This window comes from Micromonospora sp. NPDC049240 (assembly GCF_040647835.1).
In the GTDB taxonomy this organism is placed as follows: Bacteria; Actinomycetota; Actinomycetes; order Mycobacteriales; family Micromonosporaceae; genus Micromonospora.
The window spans coordinates 111,780-134,510 of the sequence record NZ_JBEZCX010000013.1 but is presented as its reverse complement, the minus strand read 5'-3'; the positions used below and the strand labels follow the sequence as shown (position 1 = coordinate 134,510).

Sequence of the window (22,731 nt, the reverse complement as noted above, 5' to 3'; positions counted from 1 at the left end):
CGGGTGCGCGGGCGGGACGACCGGCCGGGGCGCACCCGCACGTCGTCCTCGTCGTACTCCCGCCGCTTGGTCGCCAGGGCGTCCCCCCACCGTCAGTTCTTGCCGGTCACCATCCCCGACCATAGTGCCGGGAACTCCGGCATGGTCTTCGAGGTGCACGTCACGTCGTCGACCTCGATGCCGGGGACGGCCAGCCCGGCCACCGCCGCGGCGTGCGCCATCCGGTGGTCGGCGTACGTCCGGAAGGTCCCGCCGCGCAGCGGCCGGGGCCGGATCTCCAGCCCGTCGCGGGTCTCGGTGATGTCGGCGCCGAGCCCGGTGAACTCCGTCGCCAGGGCGGTGACCCGGTCGGTCTCGTGGCCCCGGATGTGGCTGATCCCGGTCAGCCGGGACGGGCCGTCGGCCAGCAGGGTGAGCGCGGTCAGCACCGGGGTCAGCTCGCCGACGTCGGAGAGGTCGGCGTCCAGCCCGCGCACCGTGCCGGTGCCCCGCACGGTCAGCCCGCCGGTGCCCAGCGTCACCTCGGCGCCCATCCGCTGCAGCAGCGCGCGCAGCCGCTCGACCGGTTGGAGGCTGCTGCGCGGCCAGCCCTGGAGGGTGACCTCGCCGCCGGTGACCAGCGCAGCGGCGAAGAACGGCGCGGCGCCGGAGAGATCCGGCTCGATCTCCCAGCCGCGCCCGGTGAGCGGGCCCGGCTCGACCACCCAGACGTCGGGGGTGGTGTCGTCCACGGCGGCCCCGGCGGCCCGCAGCATCTGCACGGTCATCCGCACGTGTGGCGCGGACGGCACCGGCGGGCCCTGGTGCCGGACCACCACGCCCCGGTCGAAGCGGGGCGCGGCCAGCAGCAGCCCGGAGACCAGCTGACTGGACGCGGAGGCGTCGATGACCACCTCGCCACCGGTCACCCGGCCGGCGCCCAGGACGACGAGCGGCAGGCTGCCGGTCGGCGGGGTGTCGACGCGGACGCCGAGCGCACGCAGCGCGCCGATCAGCGGCCCGAGCGGGCGGGTGCGGGCGTGCGGGTCGCCGTCGAACGTGACCCGCCCGGCGGCCAGCCCGGCCACCGGGGGCAGGAAGCGCATCACGGTGCCGGCCAGGCCGACGTCGACGTGCGCCGGACCGACCGGCTGGTGCGGCCGGACCAGCCAGCGGTCGTCGTCGGAGACCGACATGTGGGCGCCCAGCGCGCGCAGGCCGCCGGCCATCAGTTCGGTGTCCCGGGCGCGCAGCGGCCGGTCGAGCGTCGACGGCCCGCTGGCCAGCGCCGCGAGCACCAACGCCCGGGCGGTCATCGACTTGGAGCCGGGCAGGCGCAGCGTCGCGGCGACCGGGTCACTCGCGGTCGGCGCGGTCCACGGCTGCGGCGGACGCGTAGCGGTCAGATTCCCCACGCTCACATTCTGCCAAGCCGGCGGCCCGGTGGGATCGGCCCGCGGGCCCGCTCCCGTTGGGCGGGACAGCCGGAACGGCCGGGTGGGGCTAGCGTGGGCGCCATGTGCGGGAGGTACGCGACGACCCGGAGCGCGGGCGACCTGAGCGCGCTGTTCGAGTCCGTCGACTCGACCGGCGAGGTCGGGCCCGACTACAACGTCGCCCCGACCGATCGGGCGCCGCTGGTCCGGCTCGCGCCGGAGGGGCACCGGCTGCTCTCGCTGGGCCGGTGGGGTCTGCTCCCGTCCTGGTCCCGCAGCGCGTCCGGCGCCGCCCGCATGATCAATGCGCGGGCCGAGACGATCGCCACCAGCCGGGCGTACGCGCCGTCGTTCGCCCGCCGCCGCTGCCTGGTGCCGGCCGACGGGTGGTACGAGTGGGTCCGCCGTCCCGACGGCGGCCGGCAGCCCTACTTCATGACCCCGCGGGACGGCTCGGTGCTGGCCCTCGCCGGCATCTGGTCGGTGTGGGAGTCGGCCGGTTCGGCCCGGCTCACGTTCAGCGTGCTGACCACCGCGGCGCTCGGCGAGCTGGCCGAGGTGCACGACCGGATGCCGCTGCTGCTGCCCCGGGAGCGCTGGGCGGCCTGGCTCGGCCCGACCGACGAGCCGGCCGCGTTGCTCGTCCCGCCCGACGCCGGGCAACTCGCCGGGTTGGAGATCCGTCCGGTCTCCCCGGCGGTCGGCGACGTCCGCAACGACGGTCCCGAGCTGATCGCCCGGGTCGTTCCGGAGGGTGCGGAGGCGGGCGCCGAGCCGACGCTGTTCTGACCACGCCCAGCACATTGTCGCGTGCTGATTTGCCGGGGTTGCGCCTGAAACGTCGCCCGGCCGTTTAGTCATGTTTACCGAAGAGTCTTGTCCCCGCGTGTCCGAATGCGATAGAACACAGCGCCGGTGATGGGTGTCTGTTCGCACGGGGCGAATGACAACCATCGATCTCTGAAAGATCTTCGCCGGTCCCACGGGGGAGGTGGGTGTATTGACACGGGCACGCATGCCACGCCCGCACGAGGTGGCCGCCGCGCGGCGTGATCCGCGACTGCTGCGGGCCTTGCGCGAGCGACGACAGGACGAGGCGTGGCGCACCAGGGGCACCTGCCAGAGCGTCGATCCGGAGACGTTCTTTCCGGCTCCGAACGAACCAGCCGATGCGGCAGTCGCGCTCTGTCGCACCTGCGACGTCCAGGGCTCCTGCCTGGCCTGGGCGTTGGAGGTGGGCGACTGCCACGGCGTCTGGGGCGGCACCACGCCGCGTGAGCGACGAGCCATGCTGGTCGCCTGGCGCAGCGAGGTGCAGCCGGATCCGGACGCGGCCGACGAACCCGGGCCGCCGGTCCGGGACCGCCTGCTCACGCTGGTGCCGTTGAGCTGATGTCGACCGTCGCCCGCGGTCCGGTCCTCCGGAGCGCGGGCGACGGCACGTGTGCGGCGCCCGGCGACATGCTTCCGTGTCGGCGTCTCGCCCGTCGGGCTCTCGCCGGGCGGACCGGTGTGCGCAGAATGGGCCGGTGCCGCACGACGACGAGATCGACACGCCCCGAGGGCCGGCCCGGATCCGGCTCGACCCGCCGGTCACGGCCGGCGGCACCGTGCTGGTGCTGGGGCACGGCGCGGGCGGCGACGTCGACGCGCCCGATCTGGTGGCGGTCCGCGACGCGGTCCGTGCCGCCGGAGCGGGAGTGGTCCTGGTCACCCAGCCGTACCGGGTCGCCGGCCGGCGCGCGCCGGCGCCGGCCGGGCACCTCGACGAGGCGTGGACCGCCGTGCTGACCGAGCTGCGCCGGCGACTGCCGGAAGCCGGCCGCTGGGCGGTGGGTGGTCGTTCCAGTGGCGCCCGGGTGGCCTGCCGGACCGCCCGCGCCGTCGGGGCGGTGGGCGTGGTGGCGTTGGCGTTCCCGTTGCACCCGCCCGGCCGGCCGGACCGGTCGCGGGCCGCCGAGCTGGGCACCGGCCTGCCCACGCTGGTGGTCAACGGCGACCGGGATCCGTTCGGCGTACCCGGTCCCGGGCCCGGGGTCGAGGTGGTGATCCGGCCGAGGGAGCGGCACGACCTGCGGATCGACCCGGCCGGCACGGCTGCCGTGGTCCGGGACTGGCTCACCGCCCGGGGTTGGCTGTCCTGAGCGCCGGCCGTGGCGCGTGACCCGGCCCGGCGGTGATCGTTGCACCGGGTGGCGCCGGCCGCCCGACTCGGGCGGCCCCGGGGCCACCTCCCAGGCCCTTCCTGGTCCCAGCTCCCGGTCGCGGCCGAAGCTGGGACCAGGAACGGCGAGCCCCCACCCCCTGTCCCGGCCCCCTGCTCCGTCGCGTCGATCCCGGAGTTGGCGTGCGCGCAACGGACGAATCGGCAGGTCAACTTCATGATCACCGCAGCGTCGGGGTGGCGGCGGGACGGCGGCGGAATGTCGGGGGCGGTGGGTCGCGTTGAGCCCTTTGGAAGACATCGCCAGCGTGAGGGGGGTGACCGGTGCCGATCGAGACACGGAGCCGGAAGCGGGACGAACGGGACGAACAGCAGCTCAGGCGGCTGCTCGACGCGCCGGAGTGGCCCGCGTCGGTGTCGGCCGTGAGCACCGGCACACACTCGGGAAGTGAATCTGCCGCCAGGCGGGTACGCGTATCCTCGGCGGGAAAGCATCCGAGGCGAGGGGATGTGCGGTTGACCACCGAGAAGACGGACGAGCGGAGGGCCCGCTTCGAGCGGGACGCGATGCCCTTCGTCGACCAGCTCTACGCTGCCGGGCTGCGGATGACCCGCAACCCGGCGGATGCCGAGGACCTGGTCCAGGAGACGTACCTGAAGGCGTACGCCGCCTTCCACCAGTTCGAGCAGGGCACGAACCTGAAGGCCTGGTTGTACCGGATCCTGACCAACACCTACATCAACTCCTACCGGAAGCGGCAGCGCCAGCCCGTGCAGGCGCCGACCGACGAGATCACGGACTGGCAGCTCGCCGAGGCGGAGTCGCACACGTCCAGCGGTCTGCGCTCGGCCGAGACCGAGGCGCTCGACCGGCTGCCGGACAGCGACGTCAAGGAGGCCCTCCAGCAGTTGCCGGAGGAGTTCCGCCTGGCGGTCTACCTGACCGACGTCGAGGGCTTCTCCTACAAGGAGGTCGCCGACATCATGGGCACGCCGATCGGCACCGTGATGTCCCGCCTGCACCGTGGCCGACGCAATTTGCGGAAGCTGCTCGAGCGATACGCGGCGGAGCGCGGATTCAGTGCGTCGCCGTCGAAGGGTTCGACCGCTGCCGCCAGCCGGGAGGTGTGACCGTGAGCTGTGGACAACCGCACGAGACGGACTGCCACGAGGTGCTCGCCGAGGTCTACCTCTACCTCGACCTGGAGTGCGCCGAGGAGCGCCGGACGCTGATCCGGCACCACCTCGAGGAGTGCGGGCCGTGCCTGCGCGAGTACGGCATCGAGCAGGAGGTCAAGGCGCTTGTCGCCCGCTGCTGCGGCAACGAGGCCGCGCCGGAGAAGCTGCGCGAGCGACTGCGGCTGCGGCTGACCGAGCTGGTGGTCTTCGAGACCACCGAGTCCCGCGAGCTGGCCGACTGACGAGCACGACCGACCACACGCCGGTGGCCCGGGTCCGCACGGACCCGGGCCACCGGTGTGTCCGGCCCACGGACCGGTTCAGGGCCGATGCGGCCCTCGCGCTGATCGGGTGATCAGGAGTTGGGACGCTTGCCGTGGTTGGCGCTGCTCTTCTTCCGGGCCTTCTTCTTCCGGGCCTTCTTCGCCATGCTCTGCCTCCTAGTGCTGGTCACGGTCCGGCCGCGGGCGAGCGCGGCGGAGGTCGCGTACGGTCCCCGGGTCACCCCGGGTGCCGACCCGGACGATGCTAGTGCCGCCGACCGCGCCCGGGACGGGGTGGGGCGAGTCGGAGCGCCGGTGGTCCGAGATTCGACGTGACCGGCGTCATGATTGGATGACCGTTCGCAGGACTGTCGGGGAGAGGGAGGGCCGGAAGATGGCCGAGGAGATCCGCGCCGAGATGGTGGCGAACGTCTGGAAGGTCGTCGCGTCGGCCGGGGACACCGTGTCCGAGGGCGACACGCTGGTGATCCTGGAGTCGATGAAGATGGAGATCCCGGTGGTGGCCGAGTCCGACGGCGTGGTGCAGCAGTTGGCGGTCAACGAGGGCGACGTGGTGCAGGACGGCGACCTGATCGCGGTGATCGGTTGACCCGCCCGCTCGTCCGCCGCGCCGAGCCGGCGGACTTCCCGGCGGTGGCCCGCCTGACGGTGGCCGCGTACGAGGCGGACGGCCAGCTCAAGGGCGAGACCGGGTACGCGCCGGTGCTCGCCGACGTGGCCGGCCGGGCGGCGACCGGTGAGGTGCTGGTGGCCGTGGACGGCGGCACCGGCGCGGTGCTCGGCGCGGTGACGTTCGTGCTGCCCGGCACCCCGTACGCGGAACTCGCCGGGCCCGGTGAGGCGGAGTTCCGGATGCTCGCCGTGGATCCGGCCGCGCAGGGCCGGGGCGCCGGCGTGGCGCTTGTCGAGGCGTGCGTGGCGCGCGCCGCCGGACTGGGCTGCTCGGCGGTGGTGATCTGCGTACGCGCCGGCATGGCGGCGACCGCGTGGCGCCTCTACGACCGGTTCGGGTTCGTCCGCGCGCCGGAGAAGGACTGGGCCCCGCAGCCCGGGATCGAGCTGCTCGGCCTGCGCCGAGTGCTGACCACCCCCGCCGACCGCCGCGCCCTCACCGACGCGCCCTGACCGCGGGGCGGAGCGTCAGCCCTTGTCGCCGATCTTTGCGAGCAGTTCCTCGGCCACCTCGAGGGCGATCTTCTTGCGTTCCTCGTCGGTGACGCCCGGTGCGCGCACCGCGAACCAGCTGCTGTGCACCGCGAACAGGGTGAGCGCGGCGCGTAGCTGGGCGGCCGGCGAGTCGTCGCCGCGGCTCAGCTCGCCGGCCAGCCGCATCATCCGGTCACGCATCTGCTGACCGGCGGCGAGGCTCTTGAGCACGGTCTGGTTCTGTTCGAAGAACCGCATCACCTTGGGCAGTTCGCCGGCGAACATGGCGTCGGCGTACTGGGCGATGAGCGCGCGCCGGGTCGCCAGCGTGGCGGGCTGTTCCGCGGCCCAGGCGATCAGCTCGTCCATCCGGCGCAGCCGGTCGTCGACGAAGCTGGTGACGATCTCGTCCTTGCTCTTGAAGTGGTAGTAGAGCGCGGCCTTGGTCACGTTGAGCCGCTCGGCGATCTCCCGCAGCGAGGTCTTCTCGTAACCCTGCTCGGTGAAGAGCTCCAGCGCGACGGCCTGGATCCGTTGCCGCGTGCCGCCTGTGCTCTCGCTCACCCGACCGACACCTTCCTATCCGCTTGACGTTCGTCCCGTCGTCAGCTTACCGTGCGGCTAGTAAGTTAACTAGCCGGGCGGCAAGTAAGTCGACCACCGATCTGCGGGGGAGCCTACCGATGAGTCAACCAGCCCCGGACATCGCGAGACCCAATGTCCGCGTCGTCCTGTTCGGCCTGATGATCGCGATGATGCTCGCGATGCTCGACAACATGATCGTCAGCACCGCGCTGCCGCGCATCGTGTTCGAGTTCGGCGGCGCGGACCACTTCACCTGGGTGGTCACCGCGTACGTGCTGGGCACCACGGTCTCCACCCCGATCTGGGGCAAGCTCGGTGACCTCTACGGCCGCAAGGCGGTCTTCCTCACCGCGGTGGTCGTCTTCCTGATCGGCTCCGCGCTGTGCGGCATGTCCGGCTCCGGCGTCTTCGGCGGCACCGACAGCGGGATGATGGAGCTGATCGCGTTCCGGGCGGTCCAGGGCCTCGGCGCGGGCGGCCTGATGGTAGGCGTCATGGCGATCATCGGGGACCTGGTCCCGCCGCGTGAGCGGGGCCGCTACCAGGGCATGATCGCCGGCATCATGGCCATCGCCATGGTGGCCGGCCCGCTGGTCGGCGGCTTCATCACCGACCACCTCTCCTGGCGCTGGGCGTTCTACGTCAACCTGCCGCTGGGCGGCGTGGCGCTGCTGCTGCTCGCGACCACCATGCACCTGCCGAAGTACCGCACCGAGCACAAGATCGACTGGCTGGGCGCGGCGCTGCTCTCCGTCGGCATCACCGCGATCGTGCTGGTCACCACCTGGGGCGGCAACGAGTACGACTGGGCCTCGCCGCAGATCCTCGGGCTGGCCGCGCTGGCGGTGGTCGCACTTGTCGCGTTCGCGCTCGTGGAACGGCGGGTGCCCGAGCCGATCCTGCCGCTGGGCCTGTTCGCCAACCGCAACTTCGCGCTCATCTCGGTGATCGGCTTCCTGCTCGGCTTCGCCATGTTCGGCGCGATGAACTTCCTGCCGCTCTACCAGCAGACCGTGCAGGGCGCCTCGGCCACCAACAGCGGCCTGCTGCTGCTCCCGCTGATGTTCGGCATGCTGGTGGTCTCGCTGGTGGTCGGCCGCATGATCACGAAGACCGGCCGCTACCGCGCCTTCCCGATCGTCGGCGGCGTGGTGATGGCCGTCGGCATGGGACTGCTCAGCCTGCTCGACCTGGACACCAGCAAGACCCAGTCCTCGCTCTACATGGTCGTGCTCGGCGTCGGCATGGGTTTCCTGATGCAGACGTCGATGCTGATCGCCCAGAACAGCGTCGAGCAGAAGGACCTGGGCGCGGCGAGCGGCGCGGCCACGTTCTTCCGGTCCATCGGCGGCTCGTTCGGCGTCTCGCTCTTCGGCGCCGTCTTCGCCAACCGGCTGGCCGACTCGGCCGCCGGCCCGGCCTTCGCCGGCAACGGCGGCGGTGAGGGCGGTGCGATGAACCTGGAGGCGCTGAAGAAGCTCACCGGCCCGGCCCGGGAACTGGTGCTCGGCGCGCTCTCCGACGCCATCTCGCACGTGTTCCTCTGGGCCGTCTTCATCACCGTGGCGGTCCCGGTGCTCGCCTGGTTCATCAAGGAGGTGCCGCTGCGCGCGACGAACGACGCCCCGCCCGCCGGCACGACTCCCGAGGCCGAGGCCGAGATCGCCCTCGGCAAGGCCCCGGTGTAAGGAGAGGGCCCCGGTTAACGCCTGGCGATGTGCCGGGGCCCCTCCTAACGCCACCCGTGGCGGAACAGGCCGGTGACGCGTCGCCACAGCCGGCGCAGCGGGCCGGCGTCGGCGGCGGCGACCAGCGCGTCGGCCGTCGCGCGGGCGGGCGCGTCGAGGGCCGGGGTGGCCCGCGCCAGATGCGCCAGCGACACCGCCGCGGGGGTGCGGCGGATCCGACCGGCCGCCACCCCGGCGAGCCGCCCGGCCACCAGCGCGGCCACGTCGGCGCGTACGGCGGGGTCCACCCAGGCGGCGGTGATCAGGGCGAACAGCGCCGCCTCGGCCACCGCACCCGGCTCGCCCCCGGCCAGGTCCCGCAGCACCCGGCGGCGGGTCGACTCCGCCCACGGCTCGTCGGTGCGGTGGTGCAGCAGGCCGAGACACGCCCAGACCTGCGCGCACCGGGCCCAGAGCGCCGGGTCCTGACCGCCGAGCACCCGGCCCAGCGCGGTCGGCGGCGCGTCCGGCGGGTACGCCAGCAGGCCGAGCAGGTCGGTCAGGTCCAGTGTGGCCAGCCCGACGGCGGCGTCGTACGCGGCCGGGGGATGCGGCCACGCCGGGTGCGCCACCTGCTGGAGCCGCAGCACCGCGTCGGCCGACGGGCGCGTGGCGTCGTCCGGCGCGGGCGGCCGGTCGGCGGTGGCCGGGGTCACCTGGCCGAGCCAGGGCCGTCCACGGCAGCACTCGGCGAGGTCGCCGTGCTCGTGCGTGTCGTCCGGGTGGTCGCGGACGAAGTCGGCGAGCGCCACCAGGTGGTCCACGTTCCCGTCGCGCAGGAAACGTAGCCGGTACGCCGTGTGCACGGCGCAGTCGAACGTCGGGTCCTTGGCCAGCGCCCGGTCGACCCAGCCCAGCGCCGCGTCGAGCCGGCCGTGGTCGGCCAGGGTGCCGGCGATGTCGGCGTAGACCGCCAGGTCGTCCGGGTCGAGCGCGACCGCACGTTCCAGCGCGGCCAGCGCGTCGGCGGTCCGGCCGGCGCTGCGGTACGCGTACCCGAGCCACACCTCGCCGAGTTTGGTGGGCTCCGCGCGTACCCCCCGGGTGGCCCAGGCGACCGCGAGGGCGACCTCGCCGAGCCGCCGGGCCAGCGCGGACGCCGCACCCAGCAGCAGTGGGTGGTCCGGATGCACGGTGATCGCGTTGCGGGCCAGCGTGAGGTACGGCTGGAGCGGCTCGCGCAGCCGACGCGGGACCGGGTCGGGCGCGGCGGCGCAGACCTGCATGAGGATCCGGGCGGCGCGCTCCGGGTTGAGCCGTTCCGGCAGGTCGGCGGCGGTCACCCAGGGCACGGCGGCCCACGGCGCGCCGGGCGCGTAGCCGGTGGCGGCGGCCAGCAGGTCGAGCCCCTCGGCGGGGCGGCCGGCGGCGGCGAGCAGGTGCGCCCGGGCCACCACGGCGCCGACGAAGGCGTGCTGGCCGAGCGGGAAGAGATCCAGGTCGCCGCCGCTGGCCGCGGCGAGTCGGGCGAGCGTCTCGTGCGCCTCGGGCAGCGTGGGGGAGCGCACCAGCGCGGCGGCCACGTGGTCGGCGGCGTGCCGGAGGTCGCCCTCGCCCAGCGCCAGCCGGGCCAGCGCGAGTTCCTCCTCCGCGGAGAGCGCGGCGTCGTCCTCGGGCACGTCGTCCTCTCGCCAGCGGGTCGGTCGGTCAGCCGGGCAAGCCTAGGGGATCTTGCCGACGGATGGTGATCCACTGCGCACTACTGCTCGTTGCTTTGCTGGTTGCGGCGCAAACGTGCAAGACTGAGCACCGAACGCGCGGCAACCGCGCAGAAGGGGGTGCGGGGTGACACGTCCAGGGGCCGGCATGGCCGCCGACATCGACGAGCAGCCGGCCGGCTACGAGCGTCTGCTCACCGCCGAGCACGCGGACGCCATCGCCCGGGTCGCGGCGGCCGTCGCGCAGCGACGACCCCGGCACGTGGTCTTCACCGCCCGGGGCACCTCCGACCACGCGGCGCTCTACGCGGCGTACCTCACCGAGATCCGCCTCGGCCTGCCCGCCGGGCTCGCCTCGCCCAGCGCGATCACCGTCTTCGGCGCCCGCCCCGACCTGTCCGACGCGCTCGTCGTCGGCGTCAGCCAGAGCGGCGGCTCGCCCGACCTAGCCGAGGTGCTCCGGGTGGCCCGCGCCTCCGGCGCGCTCACCCTGGCCGTCACCAACAACCCCGACTCGCCGCTGGTGGAGACCGCCGAGCTGAGCGTCGACGTGGCCGCCGGCCACGAGCGGGCGGTCGCCGCCACCAAGACCTACACCGCCGAGCTGCTCGCGCTGCTCATGCTCGTCGAGGGCGTACGCGCCGGCGACGGCGTGCTGCCCGCCGACGAGCGGGCCGCGCTGGCCCGCCTGCCCGAGCTGGCCGCGCGCACGCTCGCCGACGACACCCCGGCCCGGCTCGCCCCGCGCTACCGGTTCGCCGCCCAGCTCGTCACCACCGGCCGGGGCTACGCGTACCCGACCGCCCGGGAGGCGGCGCTCAAACTGATGGAGACGTCGTACCTGCCGGCGCTCGCCTTCTCCGGCGCCGACCTGCTGCACGGCCCGCTCGCCATGACCGACCCGGACGTGCCGGTGCTCGCCGTGGTCGGCTCCGGCCCCGGCGGCACGTCGATGCGGGAGGTGCTGCCCCGGCTCGGCGAACGCCGGGCCGACGTGGTGGTGGTCGGCTCCGCCGACGTCGGGGAGACCCGGATGGCGGTCCCGGAGGTCGACGAGCGGTACGCGCCGCTGCTCGACATCCTGCCGCTGCAACGGCTCGCGCTGGCGCTGGCGCTGACCCGCGGCGAGGACCCGGACGCGCCGCGCGGGTTGAAGAAGGTCACGACCACGATGTGAGCCGGGCGTGGCACGCTGTGGGGCGTGTCCACCCTCCGTGACCTCGCCGAGGAGCACACCACGCTCCGGCCGGCCGACATCGACCACCTCCACCGGATCGCCGGCGACTGGCAGTTGCTGTCCGACCTCTCCTTCGCCGACCTGCTGCTCTGGGTGCCGGTGGACGGCGACGGCACCTTCCTCTGCGTGGCCCAGGTCCGCCCCACCACCGCCCCGACCGCCTACCTCGACGACCAGGTCGGCCGCATCGTCGGCGGGCCCGAGGTGGCGCACCTGGAGGTGGCCCACCGGCAGGGCCGGATCTGGCGGGAGGGCGACCCGGTCTGGTACGGCGACGTGCCGGCCCGGCACGAGGCCATCCCGGTGCGACTGCGCACCGGCGACGGGGAGAGCGGCGAGGTGGTCGCCGTGGTCGGGCGGGACACCAACCTCTCCACCGCGCGGACCCCGAGCCAGCTCGAACTCAACTACCTGACCACCGCCGACGACCTGGCCCAGATGATCGCCGACGGCACGTTCCCGCCGCCCCGGCACCCGGGCGAGACCACCTCGGCGCCTCGGGTCGGCGACGGGCTGGTGCGGCTCGACGCCAACGGCAAGGTCACCTACGCCAGTCCGAACGCGCAGTCCGCGTACCGCCGGTTGGGCTTCGCCTCCCACCTGGTCGGGGAGGACCTGGCCAAGCTGCACCGCCGCCTCGCCGGCGACCCCCTGGAGGGCACCGACGCCGGCAACGCGGTGCTCGCCGCGCTGCGCGGCGAGGCCCCGCCCCGGCGCGAGATCGACGCCCGGGGCGCCACCATGCTCACCCGGGCGCTGCCGCTGATGCCCGCCGGTGTGCCGATCGGCGCGCTGGTGCTGGTCCGCGACATCACCGAGGTACGCCGCCGCGACCGCGCCCTGATCACCAAGGACGCCACCATCCGGGAGATCCACCACCGGGTGAAGAACAACCTCCAGACAGTCGCCGCGTTGCTGCGCCTCCAGGCCCGCCGGGTCGCCATGCCGGAGGCCCGCGTCGCGCTGGAGGAATCGGTACGCCGGGTCGCCTCGATCGCGCTGGTGCACGAGACGCTCTCCATGTCCAGCGACGAGGCGGTCGAGTTCGACGGCATCGTGGACCGGGTGGCCAGCGCCGCGACCGAGGTGGCCGCCACCGAGGTGACCGTGGGCATGCGTCGCAGGGGCAGCTTCGGCGTCCTGCCCGCCGAGATCGCCACCTCGCTGGTGATGGTGCTCAACGAGCTGCTCCTCAACGCCGTGGAACACGGCTTCCCGCCGGCCGACGAGGAGGTCGCCCCCGCCCCGGCGGACGCGCCGCGACCCGAGGTGGTGGTCTCGGTGCACCGGCACCGCAAGCAGCTTCACGTCTCGGTCACCGACAACGGTCGCGGCCTGCCCGAGCAGTTCGACGCCGAGCGCGGCGGCAACCTGGGGCTCCAGATCGTCCGGGCGCTGGTCACCGGCGAGCTGCGCGGCACCATCGAGCTGCGCAACGGCCCCGCCGGTGGCACCGAGGCGGTGCTCGTCGTCCCGCTGGCGCGCGGCACCACCGATCGTCTCACCGGCCGGGCGGGGCCGCCCTGACGCCCGCGCGACCGCCTCACCGGGCGAGCAACGCCACCGTGAGCCCCGGACGGGGCCAGACCTGGCGGACCGTGAAGCCGTCCCGCAACGCCTCGCCCTTCGCGCCGGGCACCGCCGCCAGCGGGTCCGCCCGACGGCCGGTGACCACCAGCCAGACCCGGTCCACGCCGGCCAGGCAGCGCGCCGGGTCGCCGCACTCGGTGGCCCAGAGGCTCGCGTCCGCCCGCTGGTCGCGGACCACCAGCACGTCGCGGGGCAGCCGCGACCCCAGGTGGTACGCCAGGCCCAGATCCGGGAAGAGCCAGCCGTCCCGGGGGGAGTACACGATCGCGTCGCCCGGCCGCGCACCGGCGGCGACGATCCCGGCCGCGCCCGCGTAGTCGACCGGGGCGCTGCGGGGCCACTCGTGGGTACGCCGCAACGCCGCCTGATCGGGCAGCCCGAGCAGCCCGGCCAGGACGATCACGGCCAGCGCCGCCCCGAGCCCGGTCTTAGCCGGGGCTGCTCCGCCCGGCCTCGTTCCGCCCGACCTTGTTCCGCCCGGCGCTGTTTCGGGCGGTGCTGCCCCGGGCTGCCCTGTCTCGGCCAGCGCTGCTCGCGGTGGTGCTGTTTCGGGCGGCGCTGATCCGAGTGGCCCCGCCACGGCTGGTCGGCTGCCGGCCGGCGTCGCCGCGGCCAGTGCGGCCCCGGCCAGCAGGCAGCCGAACGGCACGATGAAGAGCAGGTAGCGGGTCACCCAGAGCGGGACCAGCGTGCCGGCGGTGAAGAGCAGCAGCACCGGCAGCAGCGCCGCCGCCCCGGGCAACAGCGCCCGCCGACCGAGCCGGACCACCCCGAGGGCGGCGAGTCCCAGCAGGAACCCACCCACCACGCCGCTCTGCGCCAGCCCGCCCGGCAGCGACACCAGGTCCGGCAGGCGGGCCGGGTCCACCCAGTCGAGCTGCCGGCCGCGTTGACCGCGGGCCGCCAGCGCCAGCGGCGCGACCAGCACGACGGCCGGGACCAGCGCGAGCAGCCACCATGCGAACACCCGCTGGCGCGGTGCCGGTGCGCACCCGGTGCGCACCGGCACCGCGCCGGCCACCTGCCACGGTTCCACCCCGGGCGCACCGGGTGGCGCTTCGTGCTCGCCGCTCACCGGCTGCCGCGACACCCATCGCGTTCCACTCACGGTCGATGTCGCCGGTGGGTGGAACGCCATGGGTGTCTGGGGAGCGCCGTGACACCCATGGGGTTCCACCCACGGTCGATCTCCGGCGTGGGTGGAACGCCGTGGGTGTCCGCGGCTGGGCGGGGGCGCGTCGAGGATCTCGCGGCGGGACTGTGGGGGCGGGCCGAGGCCGGCGGCGGTCGGGCCGCGGGCGGCGGTCAGCAGCACCGCCACGGCATGCGCGGCGAGCAGGGTGAGCGCGATCAGGTGGAGCAGGCCGAGGGCGGCGACCGCGACCGCGTACCCGGCCCAGCGCCGCCGGGACGGCCGGCACAACGCGTCGACCAGCAGCAGCGTGGCGAGCACGGCGAGCAGCGTGGCGAGCGCGTACGGGCGGGCCTCCTGGCCGTAGCGCGAGGTGGCCGGCAGGACGGCGAACAGCAGGCCGGCCAGGAGCCCGGCCCGGTCGCCGGCGAGACGCGCGCCGAGCCGGGCGGTCAGCGCGGCGGTGGCCGCCATGGCGAGCGCGGAGGGCAGCCGCAGCGCCGCGGGGGAGGTGCCGGCCAGCGCGGTCCACCCGTGCATCAGCAGGTAGTACGGCCCGGTGGCGGCGTCGATGGTGCGGGTCAGCCGGGCCAGGTCCGGCAGCGGGCGGGTGGCGGCGCTCCAGGTGGCCAACTCGTCCCGCCAGGGCTGCGCGTGCCCGAGCCCGACCAGCGTGATCGCCAGTGTGACCGGCCCGGGGACCGCCCACACCGGCCAACCGGGCCGGGTCCGGCCCGGCGCGGGTTCGGTGAACGCGCTCACACTCCGCAGCGTCACACGCCCGCCCGCCCCCGCCGCCCCGCTCCACCGATTCCACCCGGGTCGGGCCACCCACCGAGGGCCGGGGCGGTGGGGCGGGGTGGGCGGGATGGGTCGGGTGGGGGAGAAGTGCGGGTTGGGGGGAGTGATGCTGGTCACGGGGGGTGAGAGGTGGACGGGTGTCGATTGAGATGGGACGCCCGTGATGTGGGATCAGCGGGTCGGCCGCTAGCCGGTGGTCCGGCGGTGTGGCAGCATGATGCGCATGACCGCCGCTGTCGTCCGCCGCTTCGTGGCCCGTCGCCACGTTGACTACGGCCGCGTGCGCAGCGCGATCTGTCCGGCCCACTGACGACGCCCGACCCATTTGTCTCGGGCGCTCCGCGCCGGCCGTCAGCGACACCGCCGTCCACGGCCCTCCCAGGGCCGGCCGCCGCGTCCGCGCTCCCAGGCACCGCAGCAGACAACGGAGGACGCCGCGATGGCGGTCAGCAGCACCCCCACCCGCTCGGACGCTTCGGCTCCCGTCGCCCGGGCGCCCCGCCGGCCGCGCGGCGAGGGCCAGTGGGCGCTCGGGCACCGTGAGCCGCTCAACCCCAACGAGCGGATCAAGAAGGACGACGACCCGCTGAACGTGCGGGACCGGATCGAGAACATCTACGCCCACCGGGGCTTCGCCTCGATCGACCCGCAGGACCTGCGCGGCCGGTTCCGCTGGTGGGGGCTCTACACCCAGCGCAAGGCCGGCATCGACGGCGGGCGCACCGCCGTGCTGGAGCCGCACGAGCTGGAGGACGAGTTCTTCATGCTCCGGGTGCGGGTGGACGGCGGTCAGCTCAGCCTGGCCCAGCTCCGGGTGGTCGCGGAGATCTCCCGCGAGTTCGCCCGGGACACCGCCGACATCACCGACCGGCAGAACATCCAGTACCACTGGATCCGGGTCGAGGACATGCCGGAGATCTGGCGCCGGCTGGAGGCGGTCGGCCTCCAGACCACCGAGGCGTGCGGCGACTGCCCCCGGATCGTGCTCGGCAGCCCGGTCGCCGGCGTGGCCCGGGACGAGGTGCTCGACCCGACCCCGGCCATCGACGAGATCGTCCGCCGGTACGTCGGCGACAAGCAGTTCTCCAACCTGCCCCGCAAGTTCAAGACGTCGATCTCCTGGCTGGTCGACACGCCGTACGAGGCGAACGACATCGCGCTCCTCGGGGTCGAGCACCCGGAGCACGGCCCCGGCTTCGACGTCTGGGTCGGCGGCGGGCTCTCCACCAACCCGATGCTGGCCAAGCGGCTCGGCGTCTGGGTGCCGCTGGACGAGGTGCCGGACGTGTGGGCCGGCGTGGTCGGCATCTTCCGTGACTACGGCTACCGCCGGCTGCGCAACCGCGCCCGGCTGAAGTTCCTGGTCGCGGACTGGGGCGTGGAGCACTTCCGCGAGGTGCTGGAGAAGGAGTACCTGGGCCGGGCGCTGCTGGACGGGCCGGCCGCGGAGCTGCCGGCGAAGCCGGTCGACCACATCGGCGTGCACCCGCAGCGCGACGGCGCGAACTACGTCGGCGCGGCCCCGGTGGTGGGCCGGGTGTCCGGCACCCAGCTCGCCGCGCTGGCCGACGTGGTCGAGGCGCACGGCAGTGACCGGGTGCGGCTCACCCCGTACCAGAAGCTGCTGGTGCTGGACGTCGCGCCGGAGCGGACCGAGGAGCTGGTGACGGCGCTGCGCGGGATCGGTCTGGAGGCCCGGCCGTCGGCCTGGCGGCGCGGCACGATGGCCTGCACCGGCATCGAGTTCTGCAAGTTGGCCATCGTGGAGACCAAGCGGCGCGGTGAGGAGCTGGTGGCCCGGCTGGAGGAGCGGCTGCGGGACTTCGACGCGGACATCTCCATCCACCTGAACGGCTGCCCGAACGCCTGCGCCCGCACCCAGGTCGCGGACATCGGGCTCAAGGGCCAGCTCGTGGTCGGTCCGGACGGGCGGCAGGTCGAGGGCTTCCAGGTGCACCTGGGCGGCGGCCTCGGCATGGCGCAGGGCCAGACCGCCGGCTTCGGCCGCAAGCTGCGCGGCCTGAAGACCACGGCCGACGAGCTTCCGGAGTACGTGGAACGGCTGGCCCGCCGCTACCTGGCCGGCCGGACCGACGGCGAGAGCTTCGCCAACTGGGTCATCAGAGTCGACGAGGAGGAGCTTCGGTGAGTGACGCTCGATCTGCGCCTCTCTACTGCCCGTACTGCGGGGAGGAGGACCTGCGACCGCACGAGGCCGGGCACGGTGCCTGGGAGTGCCACGCCTGCGCGCGGGTCTTCTCGGTGAAGTTCACCGGGCTGTTGGGCCGGGCGGTGGCCCGGTGACCGGCCTGGTCTCCGCCGCCGGCCTGGGTCTGGTCGGCGGCGCCGCTCCGGCCGACCCGGCCCGGCGGGACCCGGCGGAGCTGCGTGCGCTGGCCGAGGAGGCCGGGCGGGAGTTGGCGGACGCGCCCGCGCTGGAGATCGCCCGTTGGGCGGTGCAGACGTTCGGCGAGCGGTTCTGCGTGACCAGCTCGATGGCCGACGGGGTGCTGGCGCACCTGGTCTCCCGGGTCGCGCCCGGCGTCGACGTGGTGTTCCTCGACACCGGGCTGCACTTCCCGGAGACGCTCCGGGTGCGTGACGAGGTGGCCCGGCGGATGCCGGTGCGGGTCCGCTCGATCCGCCCCCGGATGACCGTCGGCCAGCAGGACGGCCAGTACGGGCCCCGCCTGTTCAACAGGTCCCCGGACGACTGCTGCCAGTTGCGCAAGGTGGAGCCGTTGGAACGGGCGCTGGCCGGGTACGACGCCTGGGCCGCCGGGCTGCGCCGGGACGAGTCGCCGACCCGGGCGAACACGCCGGTGGTGGGGTTCGACCCGCGTCGCGGCAAGGTCAAGGTGAACCCGATCGCCGCCTGGACGCAGCGTGAGGTGGACGCGTACGTGGCCCGCCACGACATCCCGGTGAACGAGCTGTTCGCCAAGGGCTACGGCTCGATCGGCTGCTGGCCGTGCACCCGTCGCCTGAAGGCGGGGGAGGACCCGCGGGCCGGGCGCTGGGCGATGTTCGAGAAGACCGAGTGCGGCCTGCACACCTGACCGACGCGTCACCGGTGGTGCTGGTGGCGCACGGCAGCCGTGACCCGCGCGCGGCGGAGGCGACGCGGGCGCTGGCCCGGGCGGTGGGCGTCGGCTGTCCCGGCCGGCCGGTGCTGCCGGCCTGGCTCGACCACACCGATCCCGGGCCGGCCGACGTGCTGCGGCGACTGGCCGCCGACGGGCACTCCCGGGTGGTCCTGGTGCCGTTGCTGCTGACCGCCGCGTACCACCGGAAGGTGGACATCCCGGCGGCGGTCGCGGCGGCCGGCGCGGGCCTCGACGTGCGGGTGACCGAGGTGCTGGGGCCGACCGGCTGCGTGGTCGACGGTCGGCTGCTGGCCGGCCTGCGGCGCCGACTGGGCGAGGCCGCCGGGGCGGACGCGGACGCGGTGGTGCTGGCCGCGGCCGGCACCCGGGATCCCGCCGCTCGGGCCTCGGTGGGCCGGGTCGCCGCGGCGCTCGGCACCGGGCTGGGCGTGCCCTGCCGGGTGTCGTACGCCTCGGCGGCGCCTCCGGAGGTGGGGGGCGCGGTGCGGCGGTTGCGCGCGGCGGGCGCCCGCCGGGTCGCGGTGGCCGCCTACTTCCTGGCGCCGGGCCGGTTCCACGACGGGGTACGCGCGGCGGCCCGCTCAGCCGGCGCGGTGGCGGTCGCCGACCCGCTCGCCGACCTCCCGGAGCTTGCCGAACTGGTGTGGCGGCGGGTGACGGCGGCGGCCTGACCGGCGCTCGTCGTCGGCGCACTCGTCGAGCAGCCCGGAGAGCAGCCGCCCCGGCCTGACCGGCTTCCGGACAGCAGAACGCCCCGGCCGGGATCCCGGCCGGGGCGTGCGGCGTGAGTGGGTCAGGCGGAGTGAGCGCGCAGCACCCGGAGACCGCCGCGGCGCTTGACCGCGCGGCGCTCCTCCTCGCTCATCCCGCCCCAGACTCCGGCGTCCTGACCGGACTCCAGCGCCCACTGCAGGCACTGGTCGGTCACGGGGCAGCGCCGGCAGACGGCCTTGGCCTGCTCCACCTGCAGGAGAGCCGGGCCGGACGTCCCGATCGGGAAGAACAGCTCCGGGTCCTCGTCGCGGCAGACCGAATCGTGGCGCCAGTCCATGGCGGCAACACTCCTCATTCTTAGTGGGTGGCCAGATAACGCTTCGTTGCTATTCCTATATGCATCCGCATTGCCGATCGGTGACGGTCAGCATCCGCCAATTCGGCTCTGCGTGAGCAGGCTGCGGGCCCCTGGACCTGCTGGAACAGCTCAACCTGACGAGCATATCCAGGCAATGTCCCGGTAACACGAGTTCGCTTGTGAATACTTTCACGAACTACAGCGATGTCAAGGGTGACGCTCGGAAAAACTCCGAACAGTGAGCGGCCTCACCACCCGTTTGTCCGGGTTTGCGAGGGCTCTCGTTACCCGGCGTGCCACAGTCGAGGATCAATATAGTACGGTCTGCGTGACGTTGCTGACATTTCCGGCATCCTTCCTCGGCGTGGCGGCCCTCACCCTTGCGGTGGGGTCCGCGTCAACCGACGGGGATACCCGAGGCCTAGCAGATTACTCTCAGTGCGGCGGGTACGGAGGTGAATCTGACTTTTTCCCGCTCGCCGAGGTAGTCCCCGTCCAGCTGGAACGGCAGCGGACGCGCCGTGAGCAGTGTGAACTCCGACAGGTCGTGCAGGCGGAGCACCTGCTTGCCGTGCGGATCGGGTTGCCGGGAGAAGAACTGCGTCACTGTCCGTGCCGTACTGGCCACCTTGAGCTGTCGCAGCGCGAGCACATCCAGCCCGAGGTCGAACGACGCCTCCGGGTTCGGGTTGATCTCCCGGTCGCCGAGGTACGTCCACGGCGCGGTGTTCTGGATGATGGCGGTGGACAGCTCCGTCGCCGGCGCCTCACCCGGACGCTCCAACGTGATCGACGGGTGGCGGCGGTCCGAGCCGACGAAGTACTGGCTCGCCGTGGACCGGAAGTAGAGCGCCGGAGTGGACACCCGACCCCGTTTACGGGCCTGCTCCACCCGGCGGATGACGGCCGCGTCCAACCCGAAGCCCGCGCAGAACGTGAAGTAGCGGTCGTCCGCCCGGCCCAGCCCGATCGTGCGGGACCGGCCCAGGCGCAACCCCTCCAGGATCATGCTGGTGCCGTCCGGCCACTCCCGCGGCAGCCCGAGCGCGCGGGCGAAGACGTTCGTCGAACCACCTGGCACGGTGGCCAGCGCCGGCAGCCGCTCGGCCGAGGTCGGCCCGGTGCGGAACGTCGGCGGCTCCGCCGCCATCAACCCGTTGACCACCTCGTTGACGGTGCCGTCACCGCCGAGCGTGACCACCAGGTCGACGCCCTCCTGGGCGGCCTCCCGGGCCAGATCCATGGCGTGGCCCCGCCGGCGGGTGTAGCGCACCGACAGGTCGACTTCACTACGCAACGCCCGGACCAGTACGTCCCGGCTGCGCTCACTCGTGGTGGTGGCCTTCGGATTGACCACCAGGACGGCCCGCATGGGCGGCACATTACCGCGCCTACCCACCGGTATCGTGGCGGCCGTGACGATCGACTCGGACCCGGTCCCCGGCCCGCTCCGCGCGGCGGTGCTCCTGCTGCGCGTCGAGGCGGTGGCGCTCGGGCTGATCGCGGTGTGGCTGATCTGGTCCGACCTCACCGCCCGCACCACGGACCTCACCTCCGCGCTGCTGATCACGGCGTTCGCGGTGGCCGGGGCCGTCGTGCTCTGGGCGCTCGGCGGCGCGTTGTCCCGGCGTCGGTCCGGCGCCCGCGCACCGGCCATCGTGCTCCAGCTCATGCTGCTGCCGATCGGGTGGTACATGATCTCCGGCGGGCTGGGCTGGCTCGGACTGCCGCTGATGGCGCTCGGGATCGGCATGGTCGCGCTGCTGGTGAGCGGTCCCACCAACCGGGCGCTCGGCTTCGGCGCGCGGCCGGACGCTCAGTAGCCGCCGGCGCGACGGGTCAGCAGCGAGATGGTGGCGCGCCCGTCGACCGCCTTGGCGCCGGCCCCGGTGGTCAGCGCGGTGAGCACCTTCCACGCGAAGGACGACTCGGACGGCAGCGTGGCGCCCCGCACGGTCGGCACGGTCACCTCGACGGTGAGCGCGTCCTCGGTGACCGCGAAGCGGCACTCCAGCTCGGCGTCGCGGGTGGCGATCGCGAGCAGCATGGCGCACGCCTCGTCCACCGCGATGCGCAGATCCTCGATCTCGTCGAGGGCGAACTGGAGCCGGGCCGCGAGCCCGGCCGTGGCGGTGCGGAGCACGCCGAGGTAACCACCGTCGGCGGGCACGGTGAGGTGCACGACGTCGTCGTCCGTCGTCGGCTGCCCGGTCAGTTGAGTCACGCCTCATCCCCCCGGTGCGGGACTCTACCCGGTCGGGCGGCCGGGCGCGTGGGCGCGGGCGTCGCCCGCGCGGCGAGGTCGCGCAACGCGGCCCCGGCCAGCCGGTACGGCGTCCACTCGTCCATCGGGGTGGCCCCGATGGACGCGTAGAAGCGGGCCGCCGGATTCCAGTTGATCATCCACCAGTCGAGTCGCTGGTAGCCGCGCTCCACACAGATCGCCGCCAGCGTGGCCAGCAGTTGCCGCCCGGCGCCGGTGCCCCGGGCGTCCGGGCGGACGTAGAGGTCCTCCAGGTAGATGCCGTGCACACCGGCCCAGGTGGAGAAGTTGAGGAACCAGAGCGCGAAGCCCACCGGTGCGTCCGCCGCGTCCACCGCGACGTGCCCGAACAGCGCCGGAGCGCTCGGGAAGAGCGCCGCGTCGAGCTGCTCGACGGTGAGGTGGCACTGCTCCGGGGCGCGCTCGTACGCGGCGAGTTCGTGCACCATCGCGACGACGGCCGGTACGTCCTCGGGACGTACCGGCCGGATCGTCGGTGCCGTGCCAGGCGAGGTCACGCCTGCTTGGTCTCCCAGAAGATCTTGGAGATCTCGTCGATCTTCGAGAGCAGCTCGTCGGCCTTGGCCGGGTCGGTGCCGCCCTTGGCGCCGGCCGCACCGGCCAGCTTGGTGGCCTCGTTGAAGAGCTGGTGCAGGTGCGGGTACTTCTCGAAGTGCGCCGGCTTGAAGTAGTCGGTCCAGAGCACCCACAGGTGGTGCTTGACCAGGTCGGCCCGCTGCTCCTTGATCAGGATGGCGCGCGTCCGGAACTCCGGGTCGGTGTTCGCCTGGTACTTCTCGCAGATCATTTTGACCGATTCGGCCTCGATCCGGGCCTGGGCCGGGTCGTAGACGCCGCAGGGCAGGTCACAGTGGGCACTGGCGGTCACCCGGGGCGTGAGGATGCGAGGAAGGCGCATCAGGGTCCTCCATGGGATGTTTGCGATGATCCAAGACGACATTACTCCTGGAGATGCTTTCCAGCGGGCGGGAGGTGAAACCCGTGCTGCCCGTGCTGATCACCGGCCCGTCCATGTCCCCGACGCTGCGTCACGGCGACGCGGTGCTGGTCCGCACCGGTGGCCGGCCGGTCCGCGCCGGCGACGTGGTGGTCGCGGTCTTCCGCAGCCGACCGGACCTGCTGGTGGTGAAGCGCGCGGTCGAGCCACGGGACGGTGGCTGGTGGCTGCGCGGCGACAACGACCTGGTCACCGACGACTCCCGGGCGTACGGGGTGGCCGACGTCCAGGGTCGGGTGGTGGCGCGGTGGTGGCCGCGTCCGGGACGGATCAGGGGCCGGCAGGGGTAGCCATGGATATGACCCCGCTCACATCCTGGGAGCCGGTGCGTGGTTATGCTCGGAACGTGCCCG

General features: G+C 73.7%; 26 protein-coding genes. 16 read left to right on the top strand and 10 right to left on the bottom strand.

Annotated features, from left to right (window positions below; all coding sequences use genetic code 11):
- Positions 1–92: 92 nt before the first annotated feature.
- A complete protein-coding gene (gene aroA / locus AB0B02_RS21285) occupies positions 93–1,394 on the bottom strand; it encodes a 3-phosphoshikimate 1-carboxyvinyltransferase (protein WP_281937777.1) in 1,302 nt (433 codons plus the stop codon).
- Positions 1,395–1,496: 102 nt separating this feature from the next.
- Here aroA and AB0B02_RS21280 point away from each other — a divergent pair, with 102 nt between their 5' ends.
- The 5 genes from AB0B02_RS21280 (at position 1,497) to rsrA (ending at position 5,000) form a co-directional block, all read left to right on the top strand.
- Positions 1,497–2,204 carry an SOS response-associated peptidase gene (locus tag AB0B02_RS21280; protein WP_357302720.1) on the top strand — a complete coding sequence of 236 codons (708 nt, stop codon included), beginning with the start codon at positions 1,497–1,499 and terminating at the stop codon, positions 2,202–2,204.
- A gap of 211 nt (positions 2,205–2,415) precedes the next feature.
- Positions 2,416–2,808: a WhiB family transcriptional regulator gene (locus AB0B02_RS21275; RefSeq protein WP_107161005.1), complete on the top strand. Its 393-nt coding sequence runs from the start codon at positions 2,416–2,418 to the stop codon at positions 2,806–2,808.
- 136 nt (positions 2,809–2,944) lie between these two features.
- Positions 2,945–3,559 carry an alpha/beta family hydrolase gene (locus AB0B02_RS21270; protein ID WP_281937773.1) on the top strand — a complete coding sequence of 205 codons (615 nt, stop codon included), beginning with the start codon at positions 2,945–2,947 and terminating at the stop codon, positions 3,557–3,559.
- A 344-nt stretch (positions 3,560–3,903) separates the two neighbouring features.
- The gene (locus AB0B02_RS21265; protein ID WP_281937771.1) at positions 3,904–4,710 is read left to right on the top strand and encodes a sigma-70 family RNA polymerase sigma factor; all 807 of its coding nucleotides are present in this window, start codon (positions 3,904–3,906) and stop codon (positions 4,708–4,710) included.
- 2 nt (positions 4,711–4,712) lie between these two features.
- Complete coding sequence (rsrA, locus tag AB0B02_RS21260) at positions 4,713–5,000, top strand: mycothiol system anti-sigma-R factor (RefSeq protein WP_107161067.1); 288 nt, start codon at positions 4,713–4,715, stop codon at positions 4,998–5,000.
- A gap of 113 nt (positions 5,001–5,113) precedes the next feature.
- On the opposite strand, the gene AB0B02_RS21255 is transcribed toward rsrA, so the two are convergent.
- Positions 5,114–5,263, bottom strand: coding sequence for a hypothetical protein (locus AB0B02_RS21255; protein ID WP_281937770.1), 150 nt, complete (start codon positions 5,261–5,263; stop codon positions 5,114–5,116).
- Between the two features lie 152 nt (positions 5,264–5,415).
- Here AB0B02_RS21255 and AB0B02_RS21250 point away from each other — a divergent pair, with 152 nt between their 5' ends.
- Together AB0B02_RS21250 and AB0B02_RS21245 are read left to right on the top strand one after the other, a co-directional pair.
- On the top strand, positions 5,416–5,631 hold the full coding sequence (locus AB0B02_RS21250; protein WP_091068708.1) for a biotin/lipoyl-binding carrier protein: 216 nt from the start codon (positions 5,416–5,418) through the stop codon (positions 5,629–5,631).
- A complete protein-coding gene (locus tag AB0B02_RS21245) occupies positions 5,628–6,167 on the top strand; it encodes a GNAT family N-acetyltransferase (RefSeq protein WP_357302713.1) in 540 nt (179 codons plus the stop codon). The genes AB0B02_RS21250 and AB0B02_RS21245 overlap by 4 nt, the downstream gene beginning before the upstream one ends.
- A 15-nt stretch (positions 6,168–6,182) precedes the next feature.
- Here the strand turns inward: AB0B02_RS21245 and AB0B02_RS21240 are convergent, their stop codons facing one another.
- Positions 6,183–6,752 (bottom strand): helix-turn-helix domain-containing protein, encoded by a 570-nt coding sequence (locus tag AB0B02_RS21240; protein ID WP_357302710.1) that lies wholly within the window; start codon positions 6,750–6,752, stop codon positions 6,183–6,185.
- A gap of 119 nt (positions 6,753–6,871) precedes the next feature.
- Here AB0B02_RS21240 and AB0B02_RS21235 point away from each other — a divergent pair, with 119 nt between their 5' ends.
- Positions 6,872–8,461, top strand: coding sequence for an MDR family MFS transporter (locus tag AB0B02_RS21235; protein WP_357302707.1), 1,590 nt, complete (start codon positions 6,872–6,874; stop codon positions 8,459–8,461).
- A gap of 44 nt (positions 8,462–8,505) precedes the next feature.
- On the opposite strand, the gene AB0B02_RS21230 is transcribed toward AB0B02_RS21235, so the two are convergent.
- Complete coding sequence (locus AB0B02_RS21230; RefSeq protein ID WP_357302704.1) at positions 8,506–10,119, bottom strand: tetratricopeptide repeat protein; 1,614 nt, start codon at positions 10,117–10,119, stop codon at positions 8,506–8,508.
- Positions 10,120–10,306: 187 nt separating this feature from the next.
- Between AB0B02_RS21230 and AB0B02_RS21225 the strand changes: the two genes are divergently transcribed.
- Together AB0B02_RS21225 and AB0B02_RS21220 are read left to right on the top strand one after the other, a co-directional pair.
- Positions 10,307–11,335 (top strand): SIS domain-containing protein, encoded by a 1,029-nt coding sequence (locus AB0B02_RS21225; RefSeq protein WP_281938589.1) that lies wholly within the window; start codon positions 10,307–10,309, stop codon positions 11,333–11,335.
- A 24-nt stretch (positions 11,336–11,359) separates the two neighbouring features.
- Positions 11,360–12,922, top strand: a complete 1,563-nt coding sequence (locus AB0B02_RS21220) for a PAS domain-containing sensor histidine kinase (RefSeq protein ID WP_281937760.1) — start codon at positions 11,360–11,362, stop codon at positions 12,920–12,922.
- 16 nt (positions 12,923–12,938) lie between these two features.
- Here AB0B02_RS21220 and AB0B02_RS21215 read toward each other — a convergent pair whose 3' ends face one another.
- Positions 12,939–14,879: a glycosyltransferase family 39 protein gene (locus tag AB0B02_RS21215; protein WP_357302701.1), complete on the bottom strand. Its 1,941-nt coding sequence runs from the start codon at positions 14,877–14,879 to the stop codon at positions 12,939–12,941.
- 478 nt (positions 14,880–15,357) lie between these two features.
- Here AB0B02_RS21215 and AB0B02_RS21210 point away from each other — a divergent pair, with 478 nt between their 5' ends.
- From AB0B02_RS21210 to AB0B02_RS21195, 4 genes are read left to right on the top strand one after another with little or no spacing between them, the layout of a single operon-like run.
- On the top strand, positions 15,358–17,067 hold the full coding sequence (locus AB0B02_RS21210) for a nitrite/sulfite reductase (protein ID WP_357302698.1): 1,710 nt from the start codon (positions 15,358–15,360) through the stop codon (positions 17,065–17,067).
- Positions 17,064–17,222, top strand: a complete 159-nt coding sequence (locus AB0B02_RS21205; RefSeq protein ID WP_174530537.1) for an IS1 family transposase — start codon at positions 17,064–17,066, stop codon at positions 17,220–17,222. The genes AB0B02_RS21210 and AB0B02_RS21205 overlap by 4 nt, the downstream gene beginning before the upstream one ends.
- Positions 17,219–17,977: a phosphoadenylyl-sulfate reductase gene (locus AB0B02_RS21200; RefSeq protein WP_281937753.1), complete on the top strand. Its 759-nt coding sequence runs from the start codon at positions 17,219–17,221 to the stop codon at positions 17,975–17,977. Before AB0B02_RS21205 ends, AB0B02_RS21200 begins: the two co-directional genes overlap by 4 nt.
- The gene (locus AB0B02_RS21195) at positions 17,959–18,696 is read left to right on the top strand and encodes a CbiX/SirB N-terminal domain-containing protein (protein WP_281937752.1); all 738 of its coding nucleotides are present in this window, start codon (positions 17,959–17,961) and stop codon (positions 18,694–18,696) included. The genes AB0B02_RS21200 and AB0B02_RS21195 overlap by 19 nt, the downstream gene beginning before the upstream one ends.
- A gap of 122 nt (positions 18,697–18,818) precedes the next feature.
- Here AB0B02_RS21195 and AB0B02_RS21190 read toward each other — a convergent pair whose 3' ends face one another.
- On the bottom strand, positions 18,819–19,076 hold the full coding sequence (locus tag AB0B02_RS21190; RefSeq protein WP_013288358.1) for a WhiB family transcriptional regulator: 258 nt from the start codon (positions 19,074–19,076) through the stop codon (positions 18,819–18,821).
- A gap of 442 nt (positions 19,077–19,518) precedes the next feature.
- Positions 19,519–20,469 carry a diacylglycerol kinase family protein gene (locus AB0B02_RS21185; protein ID WP_281937750.1) on the bottom strand — a complete coding sequence of 317 codons (951 nt, stop codon included), beginning with the start codon at positions 20,467–20,469 and terminating at the stop codon, positions 19,519–19,521.
- Between the two features lie 43 nt (positions 20,470–20,512).
- Between AB0B02_RS21185 and AB0B02_RS21180 the strand changes: the two genes are divergently transcribed.
- Positions 20,513–20,920 (top strand): hypothetical protein, encoded by a 408-nt coding sequence (locus AB0B02_RS21180; RefSeq protein ID WP_281937748.1) that lies wholly within the window; start codon positions 20,513–20,515, stop codon positions 20,918–20,920.
- Here AB0B02_RS21180 and AB0B02_RS21175 read toward each other — a convergent pair.
- Genes AB0B02_RS21175 through sodN form a run of 3 tightly spaced genes read right to left on the bottom strand, consistent with a single transcriptional unit; the run spans position 20,914 to position 22,279 of the window.
- Complete coding sequence (locus AB0B02_RS21175; RefSeq protein ID WP_107160976.1) at positions 20,914–21,321, bottom strand: ATP-binding protein; 408 nt, start codon at positions 21,319–21,321, stop codon at positions 20,914–20,916. The two genes, AB0B02_RS21180 and AB0B02_RS21175, sit on opposite strands and share 7 nt — an antisense overlap.
- The gene (locus tag AB0B02_RS21170; protein WP_357302690.1) at positions 21,318–21,878 is read right to left on the bottom strand and encodes a GNAT family N-acetyltransferase; all 561 of its coding nucleotides are present in this window, start codon (positions 21,876–21,878) and stop codon (positions 21,318–21,320) included. The genes AB0B02_RS21175 and AB0B02_RS21170 overlap by 4 nt, the downstream gene beginning before the upstream one ends.
- Positions 21,875–22,279: a superoxide dismutase, Ni gene (sodN, locus tag AB0B02_RS21165; protein WP_107160972.1), complete on the bottom strand. Its 405-nt coding sequence runs from the start codon at positions 22,277–22,279 to the stop codon at positions 21,875–21,877. Before sodN ends, AB0B02_RS21170 begins: the two co-directional genes overlap by 4 nt.
- A 53-nt stretch (positions 22,280–22,332) precedes the next feature.
- Between sodN and AB0B02_RS21160 the strand changes: the two genes are divergently transcribed.
- Positions 22,333–22,668 (top strand): S24 family peptidase, encoded by a 336-nt coding sequence (locus AB0B02_RS21160; protein WP_107160970.1) that lies wholly within the window; start codon positions 22,333–22,335, stop codon positions 22,666–22,668.
- The last annotated feature ends 63 nt before the right edge of the window (positions 22,669–22,731 follow it).